This is a genomic window from Brevibacillus sp. MER 51, from assembly GCF_023714195.1.
Taxonomy (GTDB): domain Bacteria; phylum Bacillota; class Bacilli; order Brevibacillales; family Brevibacillaceae; genus Brevibacillus.
In genome coordinates, this window is sequence record NZ_JAMAUS010000001.1 from 593386 (window position 1) to 618969 (window position 25584).

At 46.3% G+C, this 25584-nt stretch carries 14 protein-coding genes, 1 tRNA gene and 1 pseudogene; 2 read left to right on the forward strand and 14 right to left on the reverse strand.

Annotated elements, in window-relative coordinates; all coding sequences use genetic code 11:
• The first annotated feature begins 25 nt into the window (after positions 1 to 25).
• A complete protein-coding gene (locus M3630_RS02270) occupies positions 26 to 418 on the forward strand; it encodes a YkvA family protein (RefSeq protein ID WP_015891474.1) in 393 nt (130 codons plus the stop codon).
• Between the two features lie 31 nt (positions 419 to 449).
• Positions 450 to 536, forward strand: a pseudogene (locus M3630_RS31315) (DUF3885 domain-containing protein); the annotation flags it as partial.
• Here the strand turns inward: M3630_RS31315 and M3630_RS02275 are convergent.
• The 14 genes from M3630_RS02275 to edeI all read right to left on the reverse strand — a co-directional run bounded on the left by M3630_RS02275 (position 536) and on the right by edeI (position 25584).
• The gene (locus M3630_RS02275; RefSeq protein WP_251251085.1) at positions 536 to 1453 is read right to left on the reverse strand and encodes an aldo/keto reductase; all 918 of its coding nucleotides are present in this window, start codon (positions 1451 to 1453) and stop codon (positions 536 to 538) included. The pseudogene M3630_RS31315 and the gene M3630_RS02275 overlap by 1 nt on opposite strands.
• A 288-nt stretch (positions 1454 to 1741) precedes the next feature.
• Positions 1742 to 2713, reverse strand: a complete 972-nt coding sequence (locus tag M3630_RS02280; RefSeq protein ID WP_251251086.1) for an acetyl-CoA carboxylase carboxyltransferase subunit alpha — start codon at positions 2711 to 2713, stop codon at positions 1742 to 1744.
• Between the two features lie 16 nt (positions 2714 to 2729).
• Positions 2730 to 3197: a MarR family winged helix-turn-helix transcriptional regulator gene (locus M3630_RS02285; RefSeq protein WP_251251087.1), complete on the reverse strand. Its 468-nt coding sequence runs from the start codon at positions 3195 to 3197 to the stop codon at positions 2730 to 2732.
• 271 nt (positions 3198 to 3468) lie between these two features.
• Positions 3469 to 4455, reverse strand: coding sequence for a phosphotransferase (locus M3630_RS02290; protein ID WP_251251088.1), 987 nt, complete (start codon positions 4453 to 4455; stop codon positions 3469 to 3471).
• A gap of 130 nt (positions 4456 to 4585) precedes the next feature.
• Positions 4586 to 4659 (reverse strand) — tRNA-Gly (locus M3630_RS02295).
• Between the two features lie 155 nt (positions 4660 to 4814).
• Positions 4815 to 7874 (reverse strand): cyclic peptide edeine export ABC transporter EdeA, encoded by a 3060-nt coding sequence (gene edeA / locus M3630_RS02300; protein ID WP_251251318.1) that lies wholly within the window; start codon positions 7872 to 7874, stop codon positions 4815 to 4817.
• A gap of 166 nt (positions 7875 to 8040) precedes the next feature.
• Positions 8041 to 8802, reverse strand: coding sequence for a ParB N-terminal domain-containing protein (locus M3630_RS02305; protein ID WP_251251319.1), 762 nt, complete (start codon positions 8800 to 8802; stop codon positions 8041 to 8043).
• Between the two features lie 24 nt (positions 8803 to 8826).
• Positions 8827 to 9795: a 2,3-diaminopropionate biosynthesis protein SbnB gene (sbnB, locus tag M3630_RS02310; protein WP_251251089.1), complete on the reverse strand. Its 969-nt coding sequence runs from the start codon at positions 9793 to 9795 to the stop codon at positions 8827 to 8829.
• Between the two features lie 45 nt (positions 9796 to 9840).
• The gene (gene sbnA / locus M3630_RS02315; RefSeq protein WP_251251090.1) at positions 9841 to 10809 is read right to left on the reverse strand and encodes a 2,3-diaminopropionate biosynthesis protein SbnA; all 969 of its coding nucleotides are present in this window, start codon (positions 10807 to 10809) and stop codon (positions 9841 to 9843) included.
• 67 nt (positions 10810 to 10876) lie between these two features.
• Positions 10877 to 11113 (reverse strand): phosphopantetheine-binding protein, encoded by a 237-nt coding sequence (locus M3630_RS02320; protein ID WP_047067460.1) that lies wholly within the window; start codon positions 11111 to 11113, stop codon positions 10877 to 10879.
• 25 nt (positions 11114 to 11138) lie between these two features.
• The gene (locus M3630_RS02325) at positions 11139 to 12182 is read right to left on the reverse strand and encodes a BtrH N-terminal domain-containing protein (protein ID WP_251251091.1); all 1044 of its coding nucleotides are present in this window, start codon (positions 12180 to 12182) and stop codon (positions 11139 to 11141) included.
• A 43-nt stretch (positions 12183 to 12225) separates the two neighbouring features.
• Positions 12226 to 15597, reverse strand: a complete 3372-nt coding sequence (gene edeG / locus M3630_RS02330; RefSeq protein ID WP_251251092.1) for an edeine polyketide synthase EdeG — start codon at positions 15595 to 15597, stop codon at positions 12226 to 12228.
• 41 nt (positions 15598 to 15638) lie between these two features.
• Positions 15639 to 16907 carry an ACP S-malonyltransferase gene (gene fabD / locus M3630_RS02335; protein WP_251251093.1) on the reverse strand — a complete coding sequence of 423 codons (1269 nt, stop codon included), beginning with the start codon at positions 16905 to 16907 and terminating at the stop codon, positions 15639 to 15641.
• A 16-nt stretch (positions 16908 to 16923) separates the two neighbouring features.
• Positions 16924 to 25584 carry an edeine biosynthesis hybrid PKS-NRPS EdeI gene (gene edeI, locus M3630_RS02340; protein ID WP_251251094.1) on the reverse strand — a complete coding sequence of 2887 codons (8661 nt, stop codon included), beginning with the start codon at positions 25582 to 25584 and terminating at the stop codon, positions 16924 to 16926.

The window sequence follows — 25584 nt, forward strand, 5'->3', positions numbered from 1 at the left end:
GCTTCAACGAAACATAGGGGGCCCTATGGCTAAACATGAAAAGACGTTTCTTAAAAATTATGAATCAAAAGCCTCGGAATATCTGAACGATAAAGAAAAAGCTTCTCATCTCCTAAAAAAAGCAATGAAAAAAGCTGATAAAAAAGCGATCGGTGATGTTTGGGAGAATTTACAGCTACTCTTTAGTATTTTCGGTGATTGGACGAGTGGTAAATACCGAACAATCCCGGTTAAATCCATCTTGATGATTATTGGCGGGATTTTGTACTTTGTTTCACCCGTAGACGCCATCACAGATTTTATTCCCGTTGTTGGTTTACTAGATGACGCGACAATCATTGGACTGGTGTTTCGACAAGTGAGCAGCGACCTTACTCTATACAAAGAGTGGAAACAAAAAGAATTTTTACAGGAATAGCTTTCATCCATTTTAATAGAGAGGTGCTTTGATGACGCTTCACGAGTATTTACACCATACATTTCCAACGTTAATGCTTAGACCCCCTTTGTTTTATAACTGGGATATCGGAATCCGTTAAGGCAACACATTTCCGGCAGATCGATAGATGTCATACCACTCTTCTCGCGTCAATCGAATATGTGCTGCTTTCACGCAATCTTTCATTCGGTCGATATTCGTCGTGCCAATGGCAGGTTGCATGTTCGCCGGGTGCCGTAGCAGCCAAGCGATGGCGATTGTCGTGTTGGATACCTCATATCTAGCTGCAATTTCGTCGACTTTTTTGTTCAACTCAGGAAATTTCTCGTTTCCAAGAAAAGACCCCTCGAAGAATCCATGCTGGAACGGCGACCAAGGCTGAATCGTGATATCATGCAGCCTGCAGAAGTCTAGTACACTGCCGTCGCGGTTCACAGCCGAGTTGCTCTCCATATTGACGTTGAAGCCTTGTGAGATCATCGTCGCGTTCATAATACTGAGCTGCAACTGGTTAGCCACGATTGGTTGCTTCACATATTTGTGTAACAGCTGGATCTGCATCGGATTTTGATTGGAAACGCCAAAGTGGCGTACTTTACCCGTGCTTTCCAGAAGATCGAATGCTTCCGCTACTTCTTCTGGTTCGACAAGCGTGTCAGGACGGTGCAACAGCAAAACATCCAAATATTCAGTTTTTAGACGCTTTAGAATGCCATCTACTGCATTCAAAATATGCTCTTTGGAAAAGTCGAACATACCGGGCCGAATACCACATTTCGATTGCAACAGGATACGCTCGCGAACACTAGGACTCATCTGAATCGCTTCTGCAAATACTTCCTCACAACTGCCTTTTCCATAAATATCTGCATGGTCGAAGAAGTTCGCCCCTGCTTCAAGCGCCGTTTGTACGAAGCTCTCTGCTTGCAGCTTGTCTAGTGAGCCTATTCTCATGCAACCGATTGCGATAACAGGTACCTCTAACGTGCTCGTGCCGAGTGGTATGGTTCTCATGTCAATCCTCCGATTCTATTTTTTCAACTGGTACCATCAAGAAAGGATGGCTTGTTAAAGTGGATTATCATGCGAGCTCATTGGTTTATTCAACTCAAAAGACTTAGAATCCTGCGGGAATGGAGCTCGGGATGGATAAGGTGAATGTACAAATAAAAAGTCCTTCTCAAATTACCATGGAAGGACTTTTTTGGTGTAACTTCCCTGTACAACCTTGTTTCTTCTGTTCAGAGAAAATAAAGTATTTCACCTCACAGAAAGCTCATTTACCTTTCCTTTCATTCTTCTCTATTTTTCCTCATCAGTTCCGTTTATGATTCCAATTTTACCCATCTCTCTATACTTTTCATATCGCTGTTGTGTAAGCTCTTCTGGAGACATTCGTACCAATTCTTTTAGAGATGATTCGATGACAGATTCAACCATTTCCGCCTGCCATTTTATATCATTTTGTGCTCCACCTTTCACTTCAGGAATGATTTGATCAATAATTCCTAAGTGCTTCAATTCTTTTGCTGTAATTTTCATGTATTCAGCCGCTTTTGGAGCATACTTAGCATCTTTCCATAATATCGATGCCGCTCCTTCCGGAGAAATAACCGAGTACCACGAGTTATCTAGCATATGAATATGATTACCGATACTAATACCAAGGGCTCCACCACTTGATGCTTCTCCTATTACAATACAAACAATCGGTACTCTAAGTGTTACCATTTCAAATAAATTACGAGCTATTGCCTCAGAAATTCCACGTTCTTCAGATTCTCTCCCCGGATAAGCACCTGAAGTATCAATGAATGTAATAATAGGGCGATTAAACTTTTCAGCTTGCTTCATAAGGCGTAAAGCTTTTCTATAACCTTCCGGGTGTGCCATTCCAAAATTTCTTTCTATGCTTTCCTTTGTGTTCCTACCTCTTTGGTGACCAATAATCGTAACAGGCATGCCTTTATATTTGGCAATTCCACCGATTATTGCTTTATCATCTCCATATAGTCGATCGCCATGAAGTTCGATAAAATCTGTAAACAATAACGGAATATAGTCCAATGTTGTAGGCCGGTTACGAAGCCGAGCAATTTGAACTCGTTGAAATGGTGAAATATTCGTATAAATTTCAGATTGCATTACTTTTAATCGTTCATTTAATGCATGAATTTCTGAAGATAAATCGAGATCATTTTTTTCCATATACTTCTGTAATTCATCGATTTTTTCTTTTAATTCTATAATTGGCCCTTCAAAATCTAAACTCATACATCGCCTCCTTCTATTACGATTTTCCATTCCTTTTTAGGGAAGCGGATTTAGCTATCGAGTTGATTAAGAGTTCAAAGCCTTTGACAACTGTTTTCCGTTCAGCTTCTGATAAATCATTGAGAATTCCTTGATAAAAATGAATCGATTGTTCCCGTAAAGAAGCAACCGTTATTTTACCTTTTTCTGTGAGATGTAGATAAACTTCCCTTCTGTTTTTTTCATTTACTTCACGGCAAATAAGCTCATTTTTTACCAACTTGTCTACTAATCTACTTACCGATGATTGTTCTAATTTAAGCTTGTTAGCTAATTCCCAAATAGTTAATTTCTTGAGCTCTAGTTCTTCTAACGCCATCATTTGGGAAACCGATAAAGGTTTTTCAAACAGATCTTCTGGAATTCTTTCTGGTTCGAGAATTCCAGTCATTCTAATAAATTTTTTAATATCTGTTCTTAGTTTCAAGGCATCTTCTCTATTCATAAGAAATTAATTACTCCCCTCAACTAGTCTCTTGTGCATAATATGTACAATACATTAATTGCATTATACATGAAATTGATGTAATAACAAGTTACCGACTTATTTCACATCCAAAGAAAACCATTAGTTATGAAAAACTTGTAGGGAATTTGATAATAAATAAACACAACAGCTTGTTAATGCTAACTGTTGTGTTTATTGAACCATTTACCTGGATCATTTGCTAAAAACGGCAAAAAGTCGGTTCGTTTTTCATGATCACTTTCTTTAGCTAGATATTCCCTAAAAGTGTGGACATATTTTTATGATTGTTAGCAAGCCAAATCATTTCCTTTGCAAAACGAGCCGGAGGTACACTATGTTGGTCCATGTCAGAATTAATCCACCATGGGCTTTCCATATACCACAACAACTGCAATGAATTTGTTAAGTAACCATCCTTAACGGTACGTTCCTCACTGTATCCCTCAATAAATGCTGAAGCCAGGGAAACGTCAAAATAATCATCTAAGGCACATGACATAACTGCCCGTGCAACATCAAGTTGAGGATAATCATATTTCAGTCGATCAAAATCTAGTATTGCAGTTAATCGATTATGATCAAATAAAATATTATCGACCCAAAGGTCACGGTGTGCCCACCCAGTAGAAAGTATTTCGAGGTTTTCAATATTCATTTCTTCAGTTGCTTTAAGTTGTGTCTCTATATCATCAAGCAATTCGATCTTCCCAGATTCCCTCGCCTTTTTCAAAACTGATTTCCAATGTGCTAAACGCTCTTCACGGCTTGGAGGAACAAATTGGGGAGTATCTTTAGAACCAAGTGTCCCGTCGTTTAACAATCGATGCATTTTTCCAGTTGCTCGACCTAGATTGTATACTTGATGTGCATTAGCTTTACCTGGCGAGATTAGTTTGCCCTGGCAATATTCCATGACAATAAAGAGTTCTCCTTTATCTGATTCAAGCAGTATACTTTCATCGTGTGATAAAAGATTAGGACATTCAAGGCCTTGATTATTTAATCTAACCTGTTGAGAGAATGCAAACTTTAGATCCTCAGGATTATACAGCTTAAATCGTTCTTTATTGTATTGTTTAAGTAAGAATTGCCCTGATTCAGTCGTGACTCTCCATTTCAGGTTTAACCAACCACGTTTTATTGGACTGGATTCAATTACTTCCAATCCGAAAAAATGATGGGAAGCTCTAATTAAGTCTTCCAATATCAATTCCTCTGTCAATATGGACTCCATTTGACCACCTCTACTTACAGTTTAATTGTATGAACTACTTAAAAGTTTCGCTTCCAACCGTGTTTTTCTGCAAACATTGCTGCAAAAACAAGAAAAGCCCTTGATATCAAAGGCTTTTCGACCATTTGTATGGAGCGGGTGATGGGAATCGAACCCACGCCGCAGGCTTGGGAAGCCGGAGTTCTACCATTGAACTACACCCGCATGATTTTCGTGCATTTCATTCCAACTGCTTCCAATTATATAGCTGTCTGAATTATTTGTCTAGCGTCTCCAATCAAATGGAGCCGTGCCAATCATTCAAGAAAAAGACCGCCCGGGCATCATTCCCCGTTCGGTCTTCTCTGCTTGGTTTGGCATCAGGCATGCGCATATGTTTGTTGCGAAATAATTCGCCCACTCTCCATTTTCACAACCTGATCAGCAAGATGGAAGTATCGATCGTCGTGTGTGATCGCAATGACACATTTTCCCTGTCTCTTCATTTCTGGCAGCAAGGATTCGTAAAAGAATTGACGATACTCTGGATCTTGGTCCGCTGCCCACTCATCAAAGAGGAAAATGGGCCGGTCTCTTACCAGACTGAGCATTAAGGCAAGACGTTTACGTTGACCCGTAGACAGCTTCGTCGTGCTAAATGTACCCGTTTCATCCAATTCTACTTTGTCAGCAATGCGAAGCACCTCTAAATATTTGCTCACTTCTTCTTGCTTTGCTTGGTAGTCGATGCCGTACATCTTCTCAAACAAATAGAAATCGCTGAAGATCGCGGAGAAGAATTCGCACCGTTGATCAGCATTCACTTTTTGGCCATTCATGAAAAACTCGCCCTCATCCTGCTCATACAATCCGGTAATCAGCTTGGCAAACGTTGACTTCCCGCTACCGTTCCCGCCAACAATGAAGACGATTTCCCCTTTTTGGCAGGAGAAATCCAGCGGCCCTACGGAAAACTCTTCGCCCTCCTTGTTCTTGTATCGGAAACGCACTTGTTCCGTTGAAAAAGACTCAAAATCTTGCGCGTTCCGCTCAGCCAAGCTTTCCTCTTCTCTTCTCGTTTCCACTGATAACGAATCAAGCAACGCATTCAATCGCTGCCAGCTGATCTTGATGCGAATAAGCTCCGGTACTGCATTCAAAATACCGTGAACGGGTCCTGTCATATACAAAAAGACAAACACATAACTAATCAGCATCTCTTTTTGAAGCGAAGGGAATAGAACCGGGAATAAAAAGGCAACTGTGCCGATTACCACAACGAAAAGCAATTCCCCAATCAAATACACGTTCACAAACTTAAATTGGCCCGCTGATTTCTTATGTCGGTAGTCAGAGCAGCTTCTTTCCATGTCTGCTTCGAATTCTTTTCGTTGCGACTGCGTCAGATACAGCTCCTTGAAGCCTCCGATCATATCGGTAATATAGGAGAAAAACACATTTTGGATGTCTCTGGTTTCCTCCCATACTTTATTTGCAAAGCGACCTGCCAGCGTGTACAAACCTACAGCCACAAAAATGACAGCCAGACAAAACAAAAATCCGTATAGATCCAGGGATCCCAGATAAATGAAGCAAAACAAAAGTGTAACCGCACTCGTCAGGGCCACAACGACACTATTGGCAAAGGTACTGATCGTTTCCGTATCGTTATTTAACCCCGCATATATTTCACCGTTATCAAGTGTCTCGTACTTTTGATAAGGGGTCCGAAAAATTTTGCGGATCAGTTCCATTCTTTTTTCGTATACGATTTCATTTGTGATCACGATCAGTCGGCTCCGCATCATTTTCTCCCCGACGATATACAACAAGATACCCAGGAGAAAATACAGGAAAATCGCTGCATGAAACTTGTTCGTAGAAGTGAGCGCCAGATTGATCATAAAAATAATCAGCGCATTTCCAAATCCGCTGATAAGCCCCTGGATGACAATAGACGTCATGGATGTTTCTTGCGATTTCGGGAACAAGCGGATGAGCGTGATGTAGACATTAAACAGAGCGAGTCCTGTCACCAATGCGTACATGGCGTAAAAAATGGTGATGGGAAGCCAGACCTCGATGAACGGCCATGGTAAGCCCATAAAAAATACATCCGGCAAATAGTATAAGGCGGCGGTCAAAACACTGCCCATGACAACAAATGCAACGAAGGATGCAAAACAGATTCGCCCCGCATTCGCGGCGAGTTTGCGTTCACCTCGATAGACTTGCACGAAAATCTGCACGATTCCCCCACCAAGTAGCAACAAGAGGATCCAAAGGATTACGAGAGAAATGCTCGCCAGTCGATCCGATTGAAGATTGGTGTCAGACACGACTACGGGAGGTTCTTTGCCGAGTACGAGATTGACGGCTCCTTCTGCGATAACAGATGCGTTCAACGAGTTGATATTGGTCAAAACGACGGCGCCCAGCTTTTCTTCTGGACGAAATACCATGTACGAAGAAAATGCAGGGTTGTTGCCACCGTGCGAAATTTGCCCTCCACCATCCTGATAAATCATCCAGCCTGACGCATACGAGAAACCGTCTGCAGCAGGGGCTACCGAACGATCAGGAAGATGGGAAGCACTCACCAGCTCGGAACGAAACGCAGATGCCTCCATCCCCAACTGAAGCTGCAACCATCGCTCCATATCGTTTAAATTGGAAACGACATAACCGGCTGGCGTATTTCCGCGATATTCCGGCGCATCGTACACTTTCGGGGAAAAGAACTCGATTTTGTGCCCTCTTGCCATCTCCTCAGCGGGTGCCTGTGCCTTCAAAAAGGTATGGGTTAGTCCCAATTTGGCAATGACTTGTTGCTGCACATACTGCTCATAGGTCTCTCCGGTGACTTTTTCAACCACATAGCCCAGGATATCGTAGTTAATTGTCGCGTATTCATACTCGGTCCCCGGCTTGCGGACCAGTTCAGTATGATTGATCGCTCGCACAGTTTCTTCAATCGCATTTTCGCTGGAAGAAATAGGGATGGCGCCAATGCTTTCAAACGGAATCCCGCTGGTATGGTACAGCAAATGCTTAATCAGGATCGTTTCCTGCTGTCCCTTATAGGTAACACCAAACCACGGGATATAGTTCTGAACCGGGTCGTCCAGTGAAAGTCGTTTTTGCTCAACAAGCTGATGAACGGCTAGCGCCGTAAAGGCTTTGGAGTTCGATCCGATTTCAAACAATGTATCAGCAGTTACTGGCTCTTGCTTCTGGATGTCAGAGTAGCCAAACGATTGCTTGTAAATGGTTTTCCCCTCTTTGACGACCACTACGGCTGCACCCGGGATTTTCTCCGACTTCATCGTTTTATTGACCAGCTGTTCAATTGCCGTTGCGATTTTCAAATCCTGTTGTACGCTCGTTTCGGCGTACACGGGCATACTGCCGGATAGTACGAGAACCAGACACATCAGCAAGAACGTCAGTTTTCGTCTCGACTCATCTATGATCTTTTGCAGATTGATCCACTCCTTTTTAGGCACTGCGTCTGTGGGAAAGACCGCAACCGCAAGTAAACGAGTACGTGATGTAAATTGGGATTGGATAGAAACCGTGGCGAATCAAACTCGCCACGGTTTCTTATTAGGCATCGCACATATACACGGGTTTCGAGTAGAGGCGCAAGGTTTCTCTCCATTTTTTAACCAATCGCTCCCACTGTTCTTGCTCGACTTGCTCTTGTTTCAATAGACTAATCGGGATACACAAGTTTAATAAACGCCCGTCTATTTCAAAACGGGTAACACCCGCAGGCAAAACATGCCCTTCCGATACGATACGCTCTAATTCCGACAAACTGATTGGCGGGAACCGTATCAAGGCTGCTCCAGCCTCCGGACATTCGAGCATCCCCGTGGGCAGACGATGCACCGGGTGGCTATAGTTGTAACTGTCCACTAATTGACGCCATAGTGTCATTCGCCACTCATCATCCTGCCGCTTCTCATTTGGATAAAGGTAGAATCGCTCCTTGTTTCCTATCATCATTTCTGCCACAGGTGTTTCTCGTAAACGCTCTGTTTCCCATCGAAACACAGAATCTTGCTCCACTGATTGCAACCATGCAGCGACTGGCACAATATGATCCCACATATCCAAGTGAAAATCCTCATGTTCCACTACCTGTACGGGGATATGTTTGCACCCAAGCGCTTGAAGAGCAAAGGTCCGATGTGCACCATCAATGATCAAATACTGGCCGTTTTGCATGAGAATCGCCAGTGGAGGATGGCGCAAAATCCCTTCCTCCTCAATGATCTGTCTGGTCTTGTGTAGTCGCTTGTTTTCATGTGACTCGTGCAAACAAATACGAGATGACTCTACCAGTTTTAGATTTGCTAGCACATCGTACAAAATGGTAACCTCCAGTTAGTCTTGCAAGTGAGTTCCGATCCCCTGCGAGAGTGCTTGTTTGTAATAGTAGGCAGCAATGGCGATATCAAAAATCGCCATCCCCATCGGATTAAACATGATGGGCTCATCTTGCGGAAATTCCTTCATCTGGTCAAGGCAGACGATATCTGTGATGGATTTGGTATCTTCTTTTTGCAATCCTCTCTCCAGATGCATGATCTCGATGTCCGTGTTCTCACGGCAAACTTCAGTCCAGTCATCTACGATAATGGAGCGGGTATAGTCGAGAATTTTTGGTGTAAAATCGCGTAACGACACATTTAACAACAAAGAATGACGTTTGGGTTGCTTGTCAATAAAACCATGCGGTGACACCGTGCACGTAATGAACACATCTGCCTCGCAGTATGCTTCTTCCCACGTTTGCGCGATAACCGTTTCCTCTTTTATCTCAGCTGGAATATGCTCCTGCTGGATGCCCGCAATGTCATAGAGAACCACCTTGTCGATCTTCTCTCCTAACAAGGCCGTAACCATTTGCAGATGAAGTCTGCCAATCGGACCAAATCCGATTATTCCGACCGTTACATTTTGCAGGGGACGTACTTGTTCGTAATGCTTGAGGAGAAGACCGGAAACAGAAGCAGTACGAATGCCGCTGACCAGAGCGGTATTAATCGTTGCCACAGGCTTACCCGTTCTGGCTTCGTTCAGGATGGTAATCGAATGCGCGCGTTGGATACCCTCTTGGAGGTTTTTCGGGAAACTGGCAATCCACTTGATTCCCGCCATATAAGTATCTCCGCCTACAAATGCTGGCATGGCAATAATGCGGTTTGACATGTCATGATATCGCAAGTAAGGTTTAATCGGCTGTGCATAATCTTCCTTATATAAGGAATGCACGGCATGTTCAATGACATCCATGGTTTCTTTCCAATTCTTGCCGACCTTTTCAATATCACTCGTGTTTAGATATAACATCGTACATTCCACCCTGCTTATCGTAGTAGATTTATTGGACACTGCTTAATTGCCGACGAAAGAATGCTTTTGCTGATGCAACCACTGGACCCATTCCTGGTTGTATACGGTATTGACATATGGCATGCCACCGTCTGGGCATAAAAAGACGACATTAGGCTTGACTGCATGCTTTTGATCTTTGAAATAATTTTTAATCGCCCAGTAGGAAGTCCCGGAAGATCCTCCAGCAAAAATGCCATGCTCCGTGTACAGCTGATAGCACGCCTCGACTGTGTCCTCCTCCGAAACATGAACGACCTCATCAATAATCGCGCCCTTGAGTATGTCAGGCCGCATGCTCGATCCAATTCCAGGGATGTAACGTTTTTGTGGCTCTTGTCCAAAAATCACTGATCCTACCGTGTCTACAGCAATGATTTTTATGTTCGGAAAACGTTCCTTCAATCGTTGCGAGATTCCCGTAATCGTGCCGCCAGAGCTAACGCCGATAAACGCATAGTCCAATGTCTCGAAGCTGTCTGCAATCTCGGCTCCCAATCCGAAGTAATGGGCTCGAGCGCTATCCGGATTTCCATACTGGTTGGTCCAAAACGAGTTCTTCGTCTCATTAAGCAGACGATTGACCGTTTGGATGCGCGTTAGGAGAAATCCTCCTGTCTCGTCACGGTCCGTTACTTTTACGACCTCATGGGAAAACACCCTGAGCAAATTCTCATATACAGGATTAATATTGGGGTCAATGACTGGAATAAATTTAATTCCGATTCGCTTGCATAAAGTCGCCAAAGCGATCGCAAAATTTCCCGAAGAAGACTCGACTACGGTAGTATCCGGCGTAATCTCTCCTCTTTTGATCGCCTCCTGTAATATGTAAAAGGCCGGCCTCACTTTTACACTTCCCATGAGGTTGTTGTACTCCAGCTTGCAAAACAGATTGATGTGCTCATGCTCAAGTTTGATTAAAGGCGTATTGCCAATCATGTGACTTATGGCCATCATTTTCGTTAGCATTTTGAGCCCTCTCTCCCGTTTTTTCCCGTCTTCGTCCAATCGGCTGAATCTATCTTGGCTCCTTGCATCAAGCGGATTTTGCATCCATTTTTTGCTGGATGTAACCTGCCAGCATTTTCATATCTTGAAAGTTTTCTAAATGGAGCATGTCATCATCGAATTCAATCCCAAACTCTTTTTCAACCTTTACAACCGACTTGATAAAGGTTAGTGAATCAATGTACTCCGTAAGTTCTCCGCTTTCGTTCACGTACTCAGAAAACAACTGCAGGAGCGTCTCGTATACTTCGTTTTCCTTTTCCATATGAGTCCCTCCATGTGGTAAATGCTTACACAACAACGCCAACCCGTTCCAGTACTTCTCTTGTTTTGGTGACTGCCTCGAATTCCTGCGTTTTAATGCTGCTGATTTTTTGCAGAACGCGATGAACCATATCACTGCGATTACTATCAAAAGCCTTGAGAATCATATTGGTCGTAATTTTCCATTGATGTCCGATACTGCGATACAGCTCGGCAAGATCTGCAAAGTTTTCGTACATCTCACTGATCGTTTGCAGCACATTGGCATACATCGCTCGTGTTTGTGCCATGCTGATCAAGCTGTGGTTAAGGATATCGAGATGATCGTCTGTAATCTCCACTCCGCTAGCGAGAAAAGCCTCTACGTCTTTGAGAAAAGGATCAAGGGATTTTAGCCCTACCTGAATGCTAACATCGTCGGGCACATCCAACTCCCGCCTGATTTGACTTATGTCGCAACGACCCTCTAGTACGCTGAGATTGCTCCTGACCGCTTCTAGTAACTGATCAGGCCTCGGATGCTGGGAATCTGAAAGTACCAATTCAAATGAACGATTGTGGAGTGGATACCATTCACCTGTACCTGCATCCCGATAGGAAGAGTTACTCGCCTTTAAAAATTGCTCGATGGACAACAGACCTTTGTAGCGGTAGTAATCATCGACGATCAGCAGCTGGTTACCTTCTCTTCCGGTGACAATGATGCTATGCATTTCAGGCAGGTCCTGATAATAAGGGTTGTACGGGAGTTCTGCCATGTTGCAGAGGATGATTGTCGGTACCTCCCGTTCCAGACGTTCTTGTATATTTGCCAAAAACAAGTCGTCTTCCGGTTCAGCCCGTCCTTCTACGCGGATATTGTGTATCCACGTAAGCTCACTGACTGTTCTCATGTATTGACCGTTTACATCTCCATAAGGAGAATCCTGCGTTTTAAGATAGATGGCACCGCACTGCTTCCAAGCTGTTTCCAAGGCGGAAAAATTCAGGTATTTCAGAACCGTGAAGATAGAAGCGCCGATGCAATCCAGGTTCGGATGCTTGCTCGGTTGAATCTCGGCGAGTGACATGAGCACTCTCCTCCCTGTCTATCGTAATGGTAAACACATGCGACTATCGGATATCCGAATCACGTTCACGCAAGGCGAATACTTGTTGCAGAAATTGACGAGTGAGAGAACTCAACTTGTCGGCAGCAGCTTCCACATCAGATCGCTTCAACATTTTTTCTTTGTATAAGCTAAGGGCATAGCGATTCACCGCGTTATTCGATGTCTGCAAAATCTCCTCTGCCAATTCTCGTACAGACTGATCCGCGTGTGGAATGTACCAGTCCAATAATGTTTCCACGCACAGTTCTTTTCCGCCTAATTGAACGTAGAGCTCGTTTAAATTGGCTTCATGAAAATAGGTGTCTGGCTGCTCCGTAAGCGATAGCAACAGCGTAAGCTCACGGCCAGCTTGGTGTTTACTCTCGACCGCTTTTAGTAAACGCAGCAACTCCTGCTCTGCGCCCGCACGCAAGCTTGCCTCGTCATCTGAAATGCGATCGAGCACCATGATCAACCGAGAATGCGGCTCAATATTTGCATAAATCTCCTCAAGTGTTTGATACGTTGTGGAAAATTTATCGTACTGGATTCGCTGAGCTTGCCCGCGAGTCAAATGATTGTGATTGATGATTGTATAGACCTGCTTATCATGGTCATAGCCAGTGATGACGGTGAGATGATCAGTATGTTCCTTCTGGTATTGCGGTGTGTAAAAGGTGTAGTACTCGTCAAATGCAACCATTACTGGCTTGCCTTGATCCAATTGGCGAATGATCGACTCATGCAATTCATCCAGACGAGCGACAGGTACGAGTTTGACCCGATAGCCAAATTTGTAAAGCATCTCCTCATCCGACAAATATCCCATAACCTCAGCATGTTCCCGATACGAATAGGGGTACCCCTCGGCATCAAGCTGATAGCCGCGCTTCAACCCGAGAAAAAGCTTAAAATACGGAATCAGATGGGCATCCTGCTCCTCCATTAATAAAGCGAGACCGCGATCATAACAATTCCATTGACGCCAGGATAAATGACTGACATCAGCATACGAGCTGCGCTTGATTTGCGTACCATGCGATGATTTTGTGTTTCGTTGTTGAACAGTTTGGACGGCAGTAGCAGCTGCCTCTGCTTTCGCAACCTGTTCAACCTCATGCCCAGTCGCATCAAGATAGGCAGCAAAGTCGGAAATCGTCAAATGGGTAAGCAGGTCTTGTACTTCTACTTCTCGGTTCATCCGCTTGGAGATTTCGCTGATCATTTTAATCGCAATGATCGAGTCCCCGCCCTGCTCGTAAAAATTGTCATGGACATCTACTTCTTCAAGCCCCAGAACATATCCCCAAATGCGAGCCAGCTCTTGCTCTAAAGCGGTGTAGGTATCATGTTTTCTCCCACGTACCACCACGTTTGGCAGCTTCGCTTCACCAGATTTTTGCGGTGCAACCTTGTCATTTTCTCTCCCGGCATCCTTGCCAAGAGCAAGAGAATGAAGAGAAGAAATGTCCAGCCAACAACGTTTACGCTCAAACGGATAAACAGGGAGGTGCACGCGCCGCGGCTTTTTAAACGTATACATGGCACTCCAGCGTACATCTGCCCCGCTCACATACAATTCGCCGAGCTCTTTCAGATCAGACAACTCTTTGCTTTGCGCCACTAAAAGCTTTTGCAAAAGAGCATCAGCAGCCTTATTCATCGCTTGTTGTTCTGCCTCAGTCAGAATCCCTGGTTCTCTATCAGCTTTTTCCCGCGAAATAACCTTGTGCCAGCCGAAGAAAATATCCGGGTCAGAAAGTGTTGTCCAGTCGCTCGCACACAGCTTGGAGATTTTTGCGGCAAAATCGTCCATGTCCTTGCAAATCAGCAGCAAACGGTAGCCGTAGTGACTACGGCCCGTATTTGCCGTAAAGCTGAGACTTTCCAATGTCGGCAGTTCCTCCACAGGCTTGCTGGTCCACTTCTGAAAGCGGAGCAACAGGTTGAGCAAGCTCTCCTTGCTTTTAGCTGATAAAGCGATAGCCTGAATCCCTTCGTCTTGCTTTGGGGGCTGTATGGATGGCGCTTCCTCAACAACCAGATGCACATTCGTTCCACTCATCCCAAAGGAACTGATTCCGGCCCGGCGTACACTTTGTTCTGGTTCCCAATCTGTCAATGTGTCATGGATGTAAATGGGAGATTGTTCAAAAGGAATCATCCGATTCGCCCGCTGGAAGTGCAAATGCGGAGGTATCTGCTTTTGTTTAAGAGACAGGATTACCTTGAAAAGACCAGCCATGCCCGCTACATGGTCGGTGTGACCGATGTTCGTCTTTACGGAGCCGATCCCACAAAATTGGCGTCGGCTTGTGTATGGGCGAAACGCTCTCTCTAGGCCGTCCATCTCCATCGGATCACCCAGCTTGGTACCTATGCTGTGCACCTCGATATAGGAAAGGGTTTCGGGATCAATCTGCGCGTCTTTCCATGCCTGCTGGATCACTTCGGCTTGTGCCAGTGAATTTGGCGCCGTAAGACCAAAAGAATGACCGTCTTGATTGGCGGCGCTTCCCTTTATCACCGCATAAATCGAATCCCCGTCTGCAAGAGCTTTTGCCAACGGCTTCAGCAAAACGGCACCAACACCTTCACCGACACCTGTACCGTCTGAATCATTGTCAAAAGGGCGAGTACGACCAGATTGCGATAAAATCCCCAAATCATTGCTTCCATCTTGTAAAGACAGCAGGATGAGCTTGACACCGCCAGCAAGCGCCATCTCACATTCTCCTCGACGAATCGCCTGGCATGCCAGATGAACAGCCATCAGCGAAGAGGAGCAGGAAGTATCCACAAGCATGCTCGGACCTTTGAGATCCAACAGGTAGGAGATGCGAGAAGCGATCACCGATTTCATATTGCCAATGATTGAGGTGGACAGCGCATCTGGTTCCAGCTCTCGAATCATTCGTCTATACTCTTCACCAAAATCACTGCTAAACCCCAGATATACACCCGTACGGCTGCCTGCGAGCATCGTTCCACCATATCCAGCGTCCTCAATCGCCTCCCAGCATGTCAGCAAAAATAAGCGCTGGTTAGGGTCCATCTGGCTGGCTTCCTTCGGAGAAAGACCGAAGAATTGCGGATCGAATTTATCAATTTCATTCAGGTAGGCAGCTTCTCGAAATTGAATTTGCTCCATCGTCATACCTTTGGCTAGTAACAATGGAATCAAATCGTTCTGGCGCTCTTTGGGAAGCTCACGCACGCAATCTTGACCAGCTTGCAACAGACGCCAAAATTCTGCCGGGTTTTCTGCGCTTCCGAATCGGCAAGCAGCACCAATCACCGCGATATCGTGTTGATTGGGTTTGCTGTCTGTTGAATGAGCATCCGTCTGCTGTTTATTCAGTTTGATTCGGTTCAGTCCTAATGGCTTGCTCACTGCATTCTTCCTCCTTGGGTCCTCTGCTCACCTGGTTCGGCTTAGCTTGCTTGCCATTCGTTGCTGATCTCAGGAAATCGCTGTTGCAAGTCCGGTTTGCTAGTCAGCTGTTCAAAGCGCATGGCTTGTTCCGTGTCAGGAGCTTTTTTTGTTTCCAGGATCATACGAAGCAGAGAAAAAGCTTCGCGTACATCCCCATAGCTCCCCTCTTTTTCCCCTTGTTCCAGCTGTAGCCTCAGTTGTTGTAGCGCTTGATAGGGAGCGATCACTCCTTGCTGATACGCTTCTTCATCGAGACCGCGGTTTTTTGTGCAAACGGCAATCGCAATGCAAGAATCAACCAATTGGGCAATGGCTGCTTGATTACGCGTTTTAGCATCCAGAAGCTCTTGCTGATAACGATTGATCTCCCCCTGCTTGTCAAAAGCAAAGGCGCGTAGGGGATATCCTTTGGCCAAATTTGTCAGTACACTTTTCGGTCCGAGCTCAATTACGGTATTCGCTCCCTGTTTTACCAAGTAATCCATCGTGGACTGCCAGCGAACAGGGCTGGTTGTCTGGGCTGTAAGCAAATCGACAAGTTGATCTGCATGTACATATGGTTGTGCTGTCACATTGGAAATGACAGGCCACTTGGGATCGCAATACGTGTACCGCTTTAATTCTTCATTTAATTGCTCGGCTGCTTGCACCATGAGTGGCGAATGGAAAGGCGCACTCACCTTGAGGCTGACAACGGAAGTCGAGCCATGCTGCTTGCACGCTTCTTCTACTTGTCGCACCGCATGTGCATGTCCTGAGATGACAATCTGATCTGCGGAGTTTTGGTTGGCGATCACGACGATCGCACCATCACGAGAATGTTCCCGACAAATCTCCTCGACAAGTTGAGCATTCAACCCGAAAATTGCTGACATGGCACCGACCCCCTGCGGCGTAGCCGCCTGCATGAACTGACCGCGCCGATAGACAAGGCGGACGGCATCTGCAAACTGGATGGCACCGGCGCAAGTCAGGGCCGTAAACTCGCCCAGACTGTGACCAGCCACCCACTGTGGTTCGATGTCCATTTCCTGTGAATAAACGCGGAAGGCTGCGACACTTGCCGTCAGGATTGCCGGCTGAGCGTGCTCTGTTTTGGTCAGTTCTTGTACATCCCCTGCAAAACAAAGTGTTTGCAGGTTAAATCCAAGCGCATCACTTGCTTCTTCAAAGGTGCGAGCCGCAATGGGATGGGCCTCACATAATGCTTGGCCCATTCCAACATATTGCGAACCTTGTCCCGGGAATAAGAGTGCGATTTTGTCCATTTTTGATCACCCTTCTCTACGTCATGTATTCATTCACTAGCATCCTGAGCAATTGCTGGTAATCTTGCGTCATCTCCGTGACTTTTTCTGCCCGTAGGCAATCAGGGTCGAACACACACACGATATCTATCACGTCTTTTCCTTCCTTGATCCAGAAGGTAAGCTCATGTTCATGATGTGTGAACGTTGCATCTGTAAATGCATTCACACTTCCAAAGAATGGAATAACGGTTCCTTCATTGCGATTTGTCCGCAATTTTTTAAGCCACAACGAGGCTTCCCCCGTCATTTTCTCGATGATCTGTCGTTTCTGTTGCACCTGCTTGAATAGGTCGAAGAAGGTGTTGACCTCCGACATGTTCACCCGGAATGGATAGGCATTCGTCTGCAGTTCCTTGGCGACAGCCACTTCCATATAAAGATCCTGCTGTTCAGTCAATTCCGCCATGAGGTATAGATACATCGAAAGCAGGACGTCTCTCACCTCAACAGCCTCCATTTGACTTACCTGCTGCACATTTTCAAACAGATCACCAGTAAGTGAGAATTGGACCCGGTTTGTGTCCGCATTACCTTCTCCACTAGCCCAATACTGAGGCGGCAGCTCTATCAGCGAGACACGATCCAGCTCCTTCAACCAATAGGTGGCCGTATCGGTTTCTTCATGTTCATCTGTCAGGTCTAAAGCCGCATTCTTCAAAAAGTTGGTTAGGCTTGACAGCGTAGGATGTGCGAACAAATCGGCAATTCGAACCAGTCCAGGGTAAAGCTGTTCAAGCTTGGCATGCACTTGCACCAGTAAAAGCGAAGTACCGCCTATTTGGAAGAAGTTATCCTGCATACCGACCGTTTCACGTTTCAGCACTTCCTGCCAGATGCCTGCCACCTGTTCTTCCAGTCTGGTAGCCGGTGCTTGATATTCGGTGTGACTGCTGTGTTGGATTGCATCTGGCTCTGGCAATGATTTGCGATCCAGTTTTCCGTTTGGTGTCAGCGGCCACATACTCATATGTGTATAGAAATGTGGAATCATGTAATCGGGTAAACTTTTGCTCAGCATCGCTCGCAATTCATCACTGTCCAATATTTGCGGACCCATATAGTAGGCAGCCAGGTAAGGATTGCTGGCGGTATCTCGCACACTGACCACCGCTTCCGTAATATCCGGATGCTGAGAAAGGGCAGATTCAATCTCACCCAATTCGATTCGATAACCGCGCACTTTGCACTGAAAGTCAGATCGTCCCACGTATTCAATACGCCCATCCGGCAGCCATCTCGCGAGATCACCTGTTTTGTACATGCGTTGACCAGGTTGAAACGGATTAGGGATAAAGCGCTCAGCCGTCAGTGTTGGCTGACCAAAGTAACCTCTCGTTACCCCATCTCCTGCAATGTAAAGATCACCATTGATCTTCATCGGCTGCACTTGCAGATGCTCATCGAGGATATAGACTTGTGTATTGGGCAACGGTGCTCCAATCGTTACTTCCTCTGCGTCTGTCAAGTCCTGCACGGTAGACCAGATCGTTGTTTCAGTCGGACCGTACAGATTGTAAAGTCTCGCCTTGGTCTGTCTACGAAGCCGTTGGAACAAAGACGCTGAAAGAGCTTCTCCTCCAATCAGGATTGCTTTCAGGCAGTCAAGTGCATGCAAGTTGCTCTTCTCTTCCAGCATGAGCTGCAGTCGGGATGGAGTCAGTTGAAGGAACGTGATCTCTTCCTGCAAAATCAACTCCTTGAGCACCTGCGGGTCTGCTTGCTGCTGTTCGGTTGCAATGACTACGGTCATCCCTTTCGTCAGCGGTACAATCGTTTCAAGCAGAAAAATATCAAACGAAATCGTCGTCACAGCCAGCATTTTGTCTGCACTGGCAAAATCGATGTGTTCCCCGATCCCCGAGCAGAAGTTCATCAAATTGCGGTGCTCAACCATGACGCCCTTAGGCTTGCCTGTAGAACCCGATGTGTAAATGACATAGGCGAGATCGCCAGGTGCAGACTGTGTTGGAAGATTCGAGTCTTCTGCCGTCTCTATCCGGGAATCGTTTGCGTCCACTCGGTCAACACTTCCCCACTGCTTCTCTGCAAGAGAATCATGGGTTAAGACAAGGCGAGTCATGCTATTTTCCAAAACATAGGAGATACGTTCTTCTGGATAGTCCGGATCAATCGGAACAAACGCAGCTCCTGCTTTCAAGATCGCCAAGAGTCCGACCATCATTTCCACGGAACGATTCGTCAAAAGGCCCACGCAAGTATCAGCAGTGACGCCGTGTTGCTTGATCACACGAGCAACTTGATTTGCACGCTTATTTAAATCTGAATAAGTAACTTTCTTATCTCCGCACGATACAGCTAACGCGTTTGGCTGTGTTGCCGCTACTTCTTCAAATAGCTGTACGACTGTTTTTTCACGTGAGTATTCCAAGCTTGTGTCATTCCATTGCTCAATCAGCAGCAAACGTTCTTCTTCTGCTAGCATGGATATCTTACCGATCAACTGTTCAGGATTTTCCACCATCTGCTCCAGAATCTTCTGGAAGTGTGTGGACATCGACGTGATCGTCTCTTTGCTGAACAGCTTGTTGCTGTATTCGATATCGACAATCAGGCGCTGTTCTCGCTCGATGATGTCAAAGGTCAGATCAAACTGGGCAGAGCGCTGTTCAAAAGGATAAGGAGCGAGCGTCAGGCCATTTGCACTCATGCTTCCCTTCGCGTCGCCGGTATTTTGCAAAATGAACATCACATCAAACAGCGGGTTGCGCGCCGTATCTTTTGGCAGCGTCAGACGATCCACCAGCATTTCGAATGGATAGTCGGCATGAGAGAGCGCAGCCAATGCCCGTTCCTTTACTTCCTGAAGGAAATCCGCTACGGTTCGGTCGCTTCGCGGGAAGTTTCTCATCGCCAGTGTGTTCAGAAAGACACCCACGATGTTTTCCAGGTCTGCATGGTGACGGCCAGCCACTGGCGATCCAATGATAATGTCTTCTTCGCCAGCGTATTTCGACAACATAATGGTGAGCGCTCCCAGCAACGTCATGTACAAGGTTGCCCCATTGTTTTTTGCCAGTCCCAGTACCTTCTCTGTCATCTCTTGAGGAATCTCAAAGGTCAGGACATCTCCCTCGAAGCTCTGAACGGACGGCCGAGGGTGGTCTGTAGGCAGATTAAGCACAGGAAGTTCTCCATCCAGCTCTCCCTGCCAGAATTTCTCCTGAGCAGCCAATACCCCATTGCCAAGTTGTTCGGTTTGCCACACGCTGTAGTCTTTATATTGAATCCGCAGCTCGGGCAACTCGAGTCCCTGATACAATTGGAAGAACTCGCGGATCAAAATGTTGATGGACACACCATCGGAAACAATGTGATGCATGTCGAACAGCAACAAATGTTTGTTGACATCAATGCGAATGAGCATCCCGCGAACAAGCGGCGCTTTTGACAAGTCAAATGGTTGGATGAATTGTTCGACCGTTTTCTTGGCCTCGTTCTCGTCGACTTCGCTATACGCCAACGTAAAATCTACGCTCGGGTGAACGGTTTGCATCAAAGCTCCATCCACGATGGTAAATGAGGTTCGCAACGACTCATGACGCTGAACCAACGACACAAATGCACGTTCGAAAGCCTCTCTATCCAGCTCTCCTTCAAGCATCATGACAGTTGGGATGTTATAGGCAACTGCCCCTTCCTGCATTTGCTCCAGCACATAAATTCTTTGCTGAGACGAGGTGGCGGGGTAAGCATCCCGATGCTCTGCTACAGGAATCGCTGACACAGCTGTTTCTTCGTTCGGAGCCATCAACATAGCCAATTGACGAATCGTCGGTGTCTGAAACAGGTCGGTGATCGTCATCTCTTTTTGCAACTGCTTGGTGACACGGGAAACGATACCGATTGCCAAAAGAGAATCGCCACCCAGTCTGAAAAAGTCGTCGTCGATACTCAATTCGGTGTAACCCAGCACATCAGACCAAATCTGACCTAAGGCAAGCTCCAACGACGTGTAGTGATCGCCTTCCTCCCTGCCAGACAAAACAACACGATTTTGCATAATCACTGCGGGTAGTGCTTCGCGTTCTTCATGAGACTTTCTGCTTGCAAATATCGAATCTCCTAGCTTTACTTTCAAAGACGGTGACCATTCCTTCAGCACTTTCAAATCAAACTGTCCAATGATCAGGTGCTCAGTTTGGCAAGACAGCGATGCATCGAAGGCTTGAATGGCTCCATCCATCGGCATGTATCCGATAAAACCAGGACCTGTTATTCCTTCAAACGCATACCAGTTCAAAGCTATCGTTGGTTTTCCCGTTCGACTGCGAGCTGCACTATAGGCATCCAGGAAGCAGTTGGAGGAGACATAGTCACTTCCAGTCGCTCCACCCCAAATCGAAGCAAGTGATGAGAAGATGACAAAGAAATCCAAATGCTCCGGTTCAGCTATCTGATCGAGTATGACTGTGCCCGCCATCTTCGCTTTCAAACCATTTTGAAAATCGGAAAACTTCTTCGTCTGAATCGTCTCGAAGGTGATATGCGCCGCGGATTGAATAATCCCGTTGATCGGTCCGTAACGGGCTCGGACTTGCTCCGAAATATCCTCCATCTGCTGACGGTCAGACACGTCGGCTGCATAGCAGACTACCTGCGCTCCCATTTCCTCCAGCTCAAGCAGCGCTTTCAGCTTTCGTGCTTCAGCAGGACTGCAGTCTGGATGCTGTAAACGCTCACGCCATTCGTGGTTAGGTGGAAGTGGTGAACGATTAATCAGCACGAGCGTGACATTTTTTTGCGCGGCCAGATGCTTACTAAATGCCAGTCCCAGTTTTCCTGTACCTCCAGCGATCAAGTAAACGCCATTTTCGCGTATCTCTACGGGTCGCTTCGGGATTTGATCGATATCGCAGCGATTCATTTCTGGGACGATACGATTTCCTCTATAAGCAACCAATGTGTCATCCCGATTGCAGCGAATTTCCGCTAGAAGCTGGCCTGCCAGCTGCGATGCTGAACGCCCCTCAGTTGCTAGATCCAGGCTAAAGCATTGCATTTTTGGATTTTCCTGAGAGATAACCTTGGCAAGACCGAACAAGGGAGCTTTTTCTGAGAAAACAGGTCCGTTGTCATCCACTGCTTGTGCATAGTTCGAAACGATCCGTAAATCAATCACCTGCTTCAGATCCAGCTCCAGCAACACTTGTGTCAAATGAAACAGACTGTAAACACCCAGGTGTTGCGCTGATTCAAGAGCCTCAAGCTGTTCGAAATCATTTGGCTGCTGGGCGCCCGAGGTCAAGCTCCATAAATGGATAATTCCAGTCAGCTTTTCCTTTTTGTCTCCAAGACTCTCGAACACACGCCGCAGATCTTCTGGCTGGCTGGGATCTAGGATAAACTCGTGGGAAGAAACGGAGGCAAAAGCCTCACCGCTGCGGAGTCTGAACACTTCATGTCCTTCCGATGACATCGCATCAGCCAGCGTTTCTCCAACACCGCCTTCATCTTGAAGCACCAGCCAGATTCCTGAACGCTGGGTCTGAGAATTGGTTGTCAGCTCTTTTGTTTGCCAGTTGATCTGGTAGAGCCACTCCCGATACTCTTGTGGCGTATACGCTGAATGTCCGATCAATAACGCTGAATCAGACAGATCACCCAGCGCTGTTGACGACGGATAAATGGCAACCGATTGATAGTTCGTATCTCGAAGCGCCTTTTCCCAACGTAGCGCATCCATCAGTCTGTTTTGCGGTCGCAGATCGGTGTCTTTGTGCTGCCACCAGTCTGCGGCAAGCCCCCCGATCACATTTGCCGTTGAACGATTTTTCACGAGCTCGATCGCAAACAGCACGCCTTTCTCTGCAAGCAACTGATGCAATATCGATAAGGATGCCCGAACATCCTTCGTCCTGTGTATAGCGTTATTAGCGATAATCACATCGTACGCGTGTAGTTCGAAGCCTTGTTCCGCTGGGTCCTGCTCCATGTCGAACGAATGGAACTGCACAAACGGGTACACCTCTTGGAACTCTTTTTTTGCCTCTGCGAGAGACGATTGCGCACGATCCGTAAACGTGTAGGTGACATCTTGTTTCTCAATTTTCGGCAGCAATAAGCGAGTCAGACTACTGGAACCGCCCCCGAGCTCCAAAATACGGACGGGACGGCTAAACGAATGGATGTATTGGGCAATGGTTTCCACTGCCATAAGTCCAGAAGGGTTTCCAAGAGTAATGCGATCCGCATATGGCTTAAATAAGTCAGTAGTACTGTCGGTCGACACCCGAACGTTCTGCCCCGTCATGATCGTTGTGTAATGAGCAAAACACGATTTTAGTTGAGAGAACGTATCCCGCTCATTCGGATAGCGATCCAGACAATCCTGATAAAACGTTTCCATATCAAGGCCCACTGCATGTGCAGATAGACGGTATGTTCCTTCAACGTGTTCAACCAGAGACGCCTTAACGACAAGCCCAAGCATGAGTTGGAAGAGATGTTCATTTCTTCCATCAACCCCTACAGCTTCACGCAATTCTTCCAGCGTGTATGTTTGATCCTGCTTGTGGAAAACACCCAGTTGCTTGAAGCACGCAAGCGATGACAAGCCGGAATAAAAAGTCTCATCCTCTTCCAAATCTGTTTGCTTTCGGGCATTCACTTGCTTCAGTAAGGTTTCCCCAAAAGTAAAGAAGGTGGAAGCAATTTTATGCACATCTGCTATTTCGTTCTCATGAATCGCCTCAGATGCTCCAGCAGTGGACCGCTCTACCATGTCGTTTGCAGATTGATCAGATTCCACCCAGTGACGGGTTTTGGCAAAGGAATAGGTTGGCAAAGGTACCTTCTTCCATTTGACAGGACGGTAATATTCAAGCCAATTGATAGGCACACCGGTCACGTACTGTTTTGCCGTTTCTACTGGGTTATCGCTGTCTATTTGCACGCTGATTGGCAATGCACTTTCACCACGTGAATTCAGTACTCCGTAGAATACCTCGTTCCCATCAACAATCGGAGCACCGTCCTCTGTCCGATCTCCCGCGCACAGGCGATGGATCTTCTGCAAAAAGTCCTCTTTGCTGTTGATAATGAAGGCAAGGCGATATCGATAGTGTCCGCGTCCAATATTGGCAGTAGCGCACATATCCAAAAGGGAATGCTCAGAAGGCCCCGATAAAAATACTTGGTATTTCTCGAGCAAATCCCATAGTGAGTCACTTGTTTTGGCAGATAACGTAATGAGGTAATCACCAGCTCCAGTGACGGCTGTCGCCTTGCGCCCAGGAGGCTCTTCCAATAGGACGTGGGCGTTTGTCCCGCTCAGGCCGAATGCACTTACCCCGGCTCTCCTCACAGGTTGGTCCGCCTCGACATCCCAAGCCTTTAGTACATCATTTATATAAACAGGCGAATCAATAAAAGGAATTAAGGTATTCGGCCGTTTCACATGCAGCGTCGGCGGAATCTGACGATGTTTCATCATCAGAACCGTTTTAATGATCCCAGCTACACCTGATGCAGCTATCGTGTGCCCGATATTGCTTTTGACCGAGCCTATTGCGCAAAATTGCTTTCGTTTTGAAACCTTCTGAAAGGCATGCATGATCCCCTCAATCTCGACAGGATCACCTAATCTGGTCCCGGTCCCATGTGCCTCAATATAAGAGATGCTCTCCGGATTGATTCGCGCCCGCTCCCAGGTTGTTCGCAACAAAGCAGACTGAGAAATCGCATTGGGCGCTGTAATGCTGGTAGAACGACCATCACAGTTGACCGCCGTGCTTTTGATTACCGCATGGATGTAATCGTTATCCTTGACTGCTTGTTCGTATGACTTCAAAAGAACAGCGCCAAGACCTTCTCCCCATACTGTTCCATCAGCAAAATCATCAAATGCTTTGGTTTTTCGGTCTACAGAAACGATGCCAAAGTCAGTATCTTGTTGAATCGGAAACAGGGAAAGGTTAACTCCGCCTACGAGAGCCATTCGACAATCGTTATTTCCAATGGCCTGACATGCTTGGTGCAGAGCGACCAAGGAGGAAGAGCAAGATGTATTAATCAATTGGCTCGGACCTGACAAATTCAGCAAATAGGAAATTCGTGAAGCGATAATTGCTGCAACGTTGCCAGCAAGCGAAGACGAATCAACGTTTTTCAACACACGCTGGTATTGGGATTCATTGTCACAATATCCCAGAAATACGCCGGTAGGTGAACCGCTGATCATCTTCTCGCTATACCCGGCATGTTCAAATGTTTCCCATGCCAACTCCAGAAACATCCGCTGATAAGGATCCATGGTTCGAGCCTCTGCAGGTGAGATCTCGAAAAACGCATGATCAAACAAATCCACGTGATCGAGATATCCCATCCGCTCATACTTAAAATCTTTGCCGTTAAAAAATTCTCTCGCTACCCTCTCGACGTCTGGACGCCTTGCAGCAGGGATATCACCAATTGAATCATGCCCCTGTTTCAAATTGTTCCAGTATTCTTCGAGGCTGTTGGCTCCGGGAAAACGACAAGCCATACCGATGATCGCGATATCTTGGCGCGTATTCACGTTGGCAGAGGACAGTTCTTTCAGCAAGGGGAGTGCTTCCTTCTCTTGCAGCCGATGAGCTGCCACTTGCTCCAAGATGTATTTTTTTAGCAAACTCAT